1 protein-coding gene is annotated in these 322 nt (G+C 52.8%); it reads right to left on the bottom strand.

The features are described 5' to 3' along the window. On the bottom strand, positions 1-322 hold a 322-nt coding region (locus tag AAC854_RS24800), incomplete at both ends, for a terminase large subunit domain-containing protein (RefSeq protein ID WP_340619172.1).

The following is a 322-nucleotide window of genomic DNA, read 5'->3' as shown; positions in this document are numbered from 1 at the left end:
AATGCCAAACAACAACGACTGCAAACGCGCCCCCGTGGCCGTTTCCAGTACATCCCACACATCACGGGTTTTATGGGCGTGCAGCTCATCAACAATACCGCAATGGATATTGAGACCATCCAGATTGTTAGCATCACTGGACAGCGGCTCAAACTTGGACGCGGATTGCTCCTGATAAATGGTCAGCTTATTAAACTCAAACAGGCGACCTAACGTGGGTCTGGCCTGCTTGATCATGTTTTTCGCATCCTCAAACACAATGCGCGCCTGATCACGGGTGGTGGCGGCCGAATAAACTTCCGCCCCGCCTTCGCTGTCTGCC

It is taken from the genome of Xenorhabdus entomophaga (genome assembly GCF_037996725.1).
In the GTDB taxonomy this organism is placed as follows: domain Bacteria; phylum Pseudomonadota; class Gammaproteobacteria; order Enterobacterales; family Enterobacteriaceae; genus Xenorhabdus; species Xenorhabdus khoisanae.
The sequence above is the reverse complement of the archived record's forward strand: the minus strand, read 5'-3'. Positions and strand labels throughout refer to the sequence as shown.